This window comes from Pseudogracilibacillus amylolyticus (SeqCode), from assembly GCF_051918545.1.
GTDB lineage: Bacteria > Bacillota > Bacilli > Bacillales > Amphibacillaceae > Pseudogracilibacillus.
In genome coordinates this window covers 1-6,284 of sequence record NZ_JBPPZG010000219.1, presented here as the reverse complement: position 1 = coordinate 6,284, position 6,284 = coordinate 1, and the positions used below count along the sequence as shown (strand labels likewise).

6 protein-coding genes are annotated in these 6,284 nt (G+C 35.8%); 1 reads left to right on the top strand and 5 read right to left on the bottom strand.

Annotated features, from left to right (window positions below; translation table 11 throughout):
- The first annotated feature begins 208 nt into the window (after positions 1-208).
- Positions 209-1,444 (top strand): phenylacetate--CoA ligase family protein, encoded by a 1,236-nt coding sequence (locus ACPYKA_RS17705; protein WP_479543530.1) that lies wholly within the window; start codon positions 209-211, stop codon positions 1,442-1,444.
- Positions 1,445-2,061: 617 nt separating this feature from the next.
- Here ACPYKA_RS17705 and istB read toward each other — a convergent pair.
- From istB to ACPYKA_RS17680, 5 genes are all read right to left on the bottom strand, one after another.
- Positions 2,062-2,817, bottom strand: a complete 756-nt coding sequence (gene istB / locus ACPYKA_RS17700; RefSeq protein ID WP_479543529.1) for an IS21-like element helper ATPase IstB — start codon at positions 2,815-2,817, stop codon at positions 2,062-2,064.
- A complete protein-coding gene (locus tag ACPYKA_RS17695; RefSeq protein ID WP_479543528.1) occupies positions 2,814-3,047 on the bottom strand; it encodes a hypothetical protein in 234 nt (77 codons plus the stop codon). Before ACPYKA_RS17695 ends, istB begins: the two co-directional genes overlap by 4 nt.
- Positions 3,048-3,052: 5 nt before the next feature.
- Positions 3,053-4,360: an IS21 family transposase gene (gene istA, locus ACPYKA_RS17690; protein WP_479543527.1), complete on the bottom strand. Its 1,308-nt coding sequence runs from the start codon at positions 4,358-4,360 to the stop codon at positions 3,053-3,055.
- 169 nt (positions 4,361-4,529) lie between these two features.
- Positions 4,530-5,321: an IS4 family transposase gene (locus ACPYKA_RS17685; protein ID WP_479543526.1), complete on the bottom strand. Its 792-nt coding sequence runs from the start codon at positions 5,319-5,321 to the stop codon at positions 4,530-4,532.
- A complete protein-coding gene (locus ACPYKA_RS17680; RefSeq protein WP_479543525.1) occupies positions 5,305-5,808 on the bottom strand; it encodes a DUF4372 domain-containing protein in 504 nt (167 codons plus the stop codon). Before ACPYKA_RS17680 ends, ACPYKA_RS17685 begins: the two co-directional genes overlap by 17 nt.
- Positions 5,809-6,284 lie beyond the last annotated feature (476 nt).

Below are 6,284 nucleotides of genomic sequence, written 5' to 3'. Positions count from 1 at the left end.
AAGAATAACAGGGAGGCAGATGTTTTTCATTTATTTAGCACCATTACCATATTTACCTATCAATATCAACCATTGGTTTTGGTGTTGACCCTATTTTATAAAGGTATTCCGTAAATACGATGAAAATTTAAGTTTAAGGTTAGATCCAAGAGGTGGTATCTATACAAGTGAAAAAATATTCGGAAAAACATATTAAAGGATGTAATATATGAGTGCTAAGTTAGAAGAAATTTTAGGTCATGCTAGAAGAACAGTACCTTACTATAGGAAATTATTCCAAAAAAATGATGTGAAAAGTCTCAATGATATTCCAATATTAAAAAAAGAATATATCTTAAAAAGTCCAACTGAATTTCTATCAAATCAGTATGAAAAAGATAAATTGCTCCGCTTATATACGTCCGGTACTACCGGAACACCACTAGAAATATTTAAGAGTAAGGAAGATATTATCAGAGCTGGTTTCTCACTTTGGAAAATTAGAAGCCGGATCTACGGTGTTTCACCCGATAGTCTAAAGGCGGTATTTCATATATTTACTCGTGACAAGGGTAAGATAATTAATAAGAAGATGTTTTTTAGGGATGAGAATACAATCTCTTTAAGTCTACTGGCATTAAACGATGAAGACTTGAATGTCTATTATAGAAAACTCTTAGATTTTAAGGTTGAATGGATATTTGGTCCGGCTAGCGCTATCTATCTGTTCTCTAATTTTATTCTAAAAAATAACTTACAAGTACCACCAAGTATAAAATATATAGAGTTAGCTGGTGAATTCGTCACACAGCCTATAAAAGATAAAATAAAAGAATGTTTTGGCTGCCCAGTTATAGATAATTACGGTACTGCTGAATCTTACGGTATCTCCTTAGAATGTCCAGCAGGACGTTTTCACTGCTTGGAGGACAATGTAATTGTAGAAGCGGTTAAAAGTCAAAGAAACTCCAATGATACGACAGATTATGGTGAGATATTAATAACTACTTTAAACAACTTTGCAATGCCATTGATTCGATATTCAACCGGTGATTTAGGGGTAATTGACTATGATTCCAAGTGTAAATGTGGAAATACCTCACCCATTATAAATTTAAACTTTGGTAGAACTGTAGATTATGCTATTTTAAATAATGGAAAACGATTCAATTCAAGTCAGTTTTATTACATTGTTTCAAAAATTAATCAAGATTTAAATGATGCCATTCTACAATTTCAAGTTACTCAAAAGCATTATTCTTTATTTAGGGTAGAACTAGTATTGAAAACAACTAGTAAGGAACATATTAAAGGGAAAATCCAAAAAATGTTTTTAAATGAAGTAAATAGTTTATTTGGCACAGATTTAATCTGGGACATTCAATTCACTAATGTTATTAAGCCAAGTGACAATGGGAAAGTAAAGTATTTTATAAATGAAGTAAGTTCTTTGTTATCTATCTAGGGAAAGCTCAATAATGATTTGTGCTAAGAAACTAGAGAATTATTTGAAGCGGGAATAAATGTTATAGCTTAGTTCGAAATGGGACTAAGCTATTTGTCTTGCAATTACGATTAAAGTTCTCACGTGTGTCAAAATACTAAGATGAGCTACTGTTTCAGTGTATAACAAATTGAACTTTATTAGTTTAACTGCCTTCACCGTTTAACCAATAGTAGAAAATGCCAGTAACAAATTATAGGTTGTGGAGTGATTACTTGAGTTTCGCACCTTGAAAAATCAATAATAAATGTATTTTAAAAGGATAATTAAGGCGCAAAAAACCGCATAAACACTAGACTTTTGTTATGATTAAGGTACCAATCCAAATCTATACAAAAGGACGTGTTATTATGCGGAAAAAAACCTAAACGGTAGTTCTCATCCACTTTTTGAGTATTGCGGACGGATTGAGCCAGCTGTGCAGTCTTTTGAGCCACCATTTGCGGATAATAGAGCCAGTAAGTGCGGAGCCGAGAGCCAGTAGTGTTGAAGTATAAACAGCTATTGGAAACATTTAAGTCTCCAATAGCTACGCTACTATTTAAATCAATAGAACCGAGCCTCTACTTTTTCAGGACTTACCGAGATACTGCCAATCCGTGACGCTCTCTCATTGAAACTTCCCCATCAACTAGTATTTTGTAAGAATCATGCACAATGCGGTCTAAAATCGCATCGGCTATCTGTGCTTGTCCTAACTTAGAATGCCATCCTTCAGGTGAGAATTGAGAACAGAATATCGTGGATGTTCGCTTTAGTCTTGCTTCAATTATTTCAAATACATGAAGTACATTCTCCTCTGATAGTTCGGTTAATAACCATTCATCGAGAATCAATAAGTCGATCTTCTTATATTTTTGGATTAGCTTTCGGAAACTGCCATCGGCTTCATACTTCGCAACAGCTAATTCGTCAAGTAACTCTGGTAGTCTAATATACTTCACTTTATAAAACTGCCGACACGCTTGAATTCCAAAGGCATTTGATATCCATGTTTTCCCGTTCCCTGAAGCCCCCATCAAAATGATATTATGGTGATTTTGAATATAATTTTCCGTTGCTAATTCTAAGATTAAGTTCTTATCTAACCTACGGTCAGGATGATATTCTATATCCTCAATAGCTGCAGTCGGGTCGTTGAATGTTGCCTGTTTTATTAAACGCTCTAGTTTATTCGTTTTACGGCGATCATACTCATAATCTACCAATAAATTAAAACGCTCGTCGAAATCCATATCATTATATTCTCTATTTTGATACTGCTGTTGATATAGCTCTGCCATTGCTCCCATTCTCATTTCAGTTAATTTGCGTAATGTTTCTTCGTTCATCATTTACTATCCCTCCCAAAGTATTTAGCTCCACGTACGAAGCCATAATCTTCCTTCTGAGTTTGAAGATTATTTCTATCTTCCTTTTTATTATTCTGTTGCTTCTTTTTACGATCGAGTATGCTTTTTAAAACAGAAACCGTTGGATTCGTTGATATATCGAGTAAAGTTTGTGTTGCTTGTTCTAAATCATCCTTCGAATGTTTGGTTGATAGATTCCGTAATGTACTCAAGATGTTTAGTGCTTTTTTTCTATGTTATTTCTTAAGATATAAGAAACAAATTGTGTCATAGAAGGGCCTACAGATTCTGCCCACTTTTTATTGTTTTCCGGATTATGTTCTAGATATAATCGGTGATTATCTGGCATATGATCAGTGTTCGTAGAATACTGACCAATTTCTCCCTTCAATCGTTTGTGGGATGCAATTCTTGTTTCTTTGAAGTACACTTCAATTAGATCCGTAGTCAGTCGAACATCGACAGATTCACGGACATAGTCATATGGAACGGAATAATACATGCGTTCAACTTGGATGTGGTAGTTCAGTTGAACCTTTGCTATTTTCCATTCTGTAAGTTTGTATCTAGTTTGAGGAAGAGCTTGAAGATAGGATTTCTCTTCTTCCTCAAACACTTTTTTTCTTGAGCCCGGACGCTTTTGGAAATCGAGCGTATTAAGATCCTCCAACTTTCTAAAAATCTGTTGATTTAAGTCCTCCAGATGAAAACACTGATAGTCTCTTAGAGAAGCAATAATCTGTCTTGATACATGTCCAACCGAACCCTCGACACTCGGTTTATCCTTTGGTTTACGAACACGACTTGGAACGACAACTGTACGATAGTAATCAGCCAGTTCACGATAGGCTTCATTTAAAAGAGGTTCACTTCTAAGAGCTTTTGTCACTCCGGTCTTTAAATTATCTGGAACTAATACTTCAGGAACACCTCCAAAATATTCAAATGCGTGAATATGAGCCGTCAGCCAGTTTGCGGACTTCATATCTAAGAATGCCTCGACATAACTCAATTGGCTGTAAGGCAAGGTAGCTACAAATACATACGCAGATAAAATCTCGCCAGTAGAGCGATCTTTAATTTCCAGCGTGGAACCAGCCCAATCTACTTCCATAATTTCACCTGGTTTTCTTCGAATAGGCATCGTTAGCTTATGCTTTTTGGCATACTTTCCGTAGTTCTCGGTAAAAGTACGATAAGCATAAGGTATCTTGCCGCCTTCACGAGCTTCATCTGCATATTCTTTATGCAATAAAGCTAGAGTGATATTCTTTTTCTGTAATTCTTTATGAACCTTCTCCCAATCGACGGGAAAGTAACCTTTCTCGATAGCTTGTTTCTCTGGGAAAAGAAACGATTCCAGCCACGGATTGGTCATGGTGTCGTCCAAACTTTCTAAGCCAAGTTTCTTGGCTTTACGAACGACGTTGGAGACTGTATTTCTTGAATGGCCCGTACTTGAACTTATTGTTCTCTGACTGACATCCTCAAAATACAGTTCCAGAATCTTACGATAATTAATCACAAAAAAACCTCCTGTATAATAGAGTCATGCATATTGGCATGCAGTCTCAATTATACAGGAGGCTCTTCCATTTCTATAAGCTGGGCTCTCTAGTCCGCCGAGAGTGGCTCTTTCTTCCGCAATCACTGGCTCAAAACTCCGCACTCGTGGCTCAATTCATCTGCAATAATCACTTTTTGATTATTTTCAATTGTTGATTAAATGAAGATAGGATCGTAAACAATTCGTTAAGATGTTCCACCTCGCCTCTTTCGTATTGGTTTACTAGCCATTGAAATTCAGTCTCCCAATCCTGTTTTCTGCGACCTTTCGACTTTCGTGTTGGCTTCCTGAAAAGGGAACGGATAAACGCATCTAACGGTTTAAATAGGAGATTACGAAGGCTTCGCGTCAATTCCAATAAAGGACCTTCATGATTGAATTTCAATTGCAGTAAAACCTTTAAGCAGTACGTAATTAATGCGATCCAAATCTGTGTATATACGGCGTTTTCACTCTTACCATAAAATGATTTTAGTTTTAAATGTTGTTTCATCCATTTGAAGAATGTTTCGATTTTCCAGCGATAACGATAGAGATCCCCAATTTCTTTGGCAGACATATCAAAGCAATTTGTAATAAGGATTACAACATTGCCTTCGCTATCTTTTGTCTTAATAAGACGTAACGGATGGGTCATCTTGGTTCCATTTTGAGTGTTTCCCAAGCAAACTTCTTGGTCCAGAAAAATGTTGTTTTCTAAGTCTGGTACCTGTACAGAAAGAACTTCAATTTCAGCATTTTTCTTTATTCTTGTGATAAATAGAACATCCTCGAAACACAGTTTATCAAATTGTTTGTAGTCATTATACCCCCGGTCAAACAGGTGAATGGCGTTCGAGTCGATGTCGATTAACTCATTCATTTGGGTACGATCTGCATGCTTTGCAGGTAAAAGGACAGCTTTATCCGGGATAGTCAAATCCTTCGTTACGACAACTTTCAGATGAATTCGAACACCAGCCTTTTTTTTTTCGAAAAGTTGCCCAAGGATACTGACTTAAACCCATGGATATCGTTGAGGAATCAATGACTAACAACTTGCCAATATCCCGTAAAATTGCCTTGTTTTTCATTCGTGCTTGTATTTCAAAAACAAGGTGACGAAACACTTTTTCAAATAGCTGCGATGATAAAGCACTTTGTTTACGGGAAAGCTGCGATGAGCTGATGGAATCTATATCAATGAATGTTTGTATTTCTTCCTGATCTTTCGTTCGTTTAGATAAATCTCGCAAACTTTCTGCCTCATTCACCTGGGCAATAATAAACAGCTGAAGAAAATTGTAAGCCGTAAACTTTTTGATGTAGTGGTCAATGTTTGAAACGTTGATGACCTTAAGAAATTTTTCTTCATCTAGTATTTTTAACAGTTCATTTATTGTGGATTTTGTGGTATTCTTGTCCATATTGCCTCCTTATAATTTGGGATTTGGACAGAACTACCTATCCCAATTATAAGGGGTTTTTTCATGGATTTAAAGCTTAAGTTACCAAGATTCGGAATAAATGATAATTAACTTTCTAAGCAAAATTACTTGACAAATTTTATTTTCATTTATGCAACGCTAATGTGAAATAGTAGAGAAATAGAGTGCATATTCTTTTTCACATATGAAATAAAGTGAAAATAATAGCGCATTACCCCAGATAATCAGCTGAATTAATTTGAAATAGATGACCTGGAATATTGTGCTAGTTTACAACAATTGGAAGGGAGATTAAGTTCGCTCACGCAATGGGAGTCACTGTTTCGATTTTAATATAAAGATAAGGCTAAAAGCATGAGCAAAATAGTTACCATCCCAGTTATGAGCGGAAGTTGGTAATTTTGGGGAACAAGACGTGATAGTGGTCGCCGGTCTTTTTCAGTCACGTTACTAAA

Excerpts from the sequence above, each read along its gene's own strand:
- ACPYKA_RS17705 (WP_479543530.1), top strand. The coding sequence starts at position 209 with ATGAGTGCTAAGTTAGAAGAAATTTTAGGTCATGCTAGAAGAACAGTA.
- ACPYKA_RS17680 (WP_479543525.1), bottom strand. The coding sequence starts at position 5,808 with ATGGACAAGAATACCACAAAATCCACAATAAATGAACTGTTAAAAATA.
- istB (WP_479543529.1), bottom strand. The coding sequence starts at position 2,817 with ATGATGAACGAAGAAACATTACGCAAATTAACTGAAATGAGAATGGGA.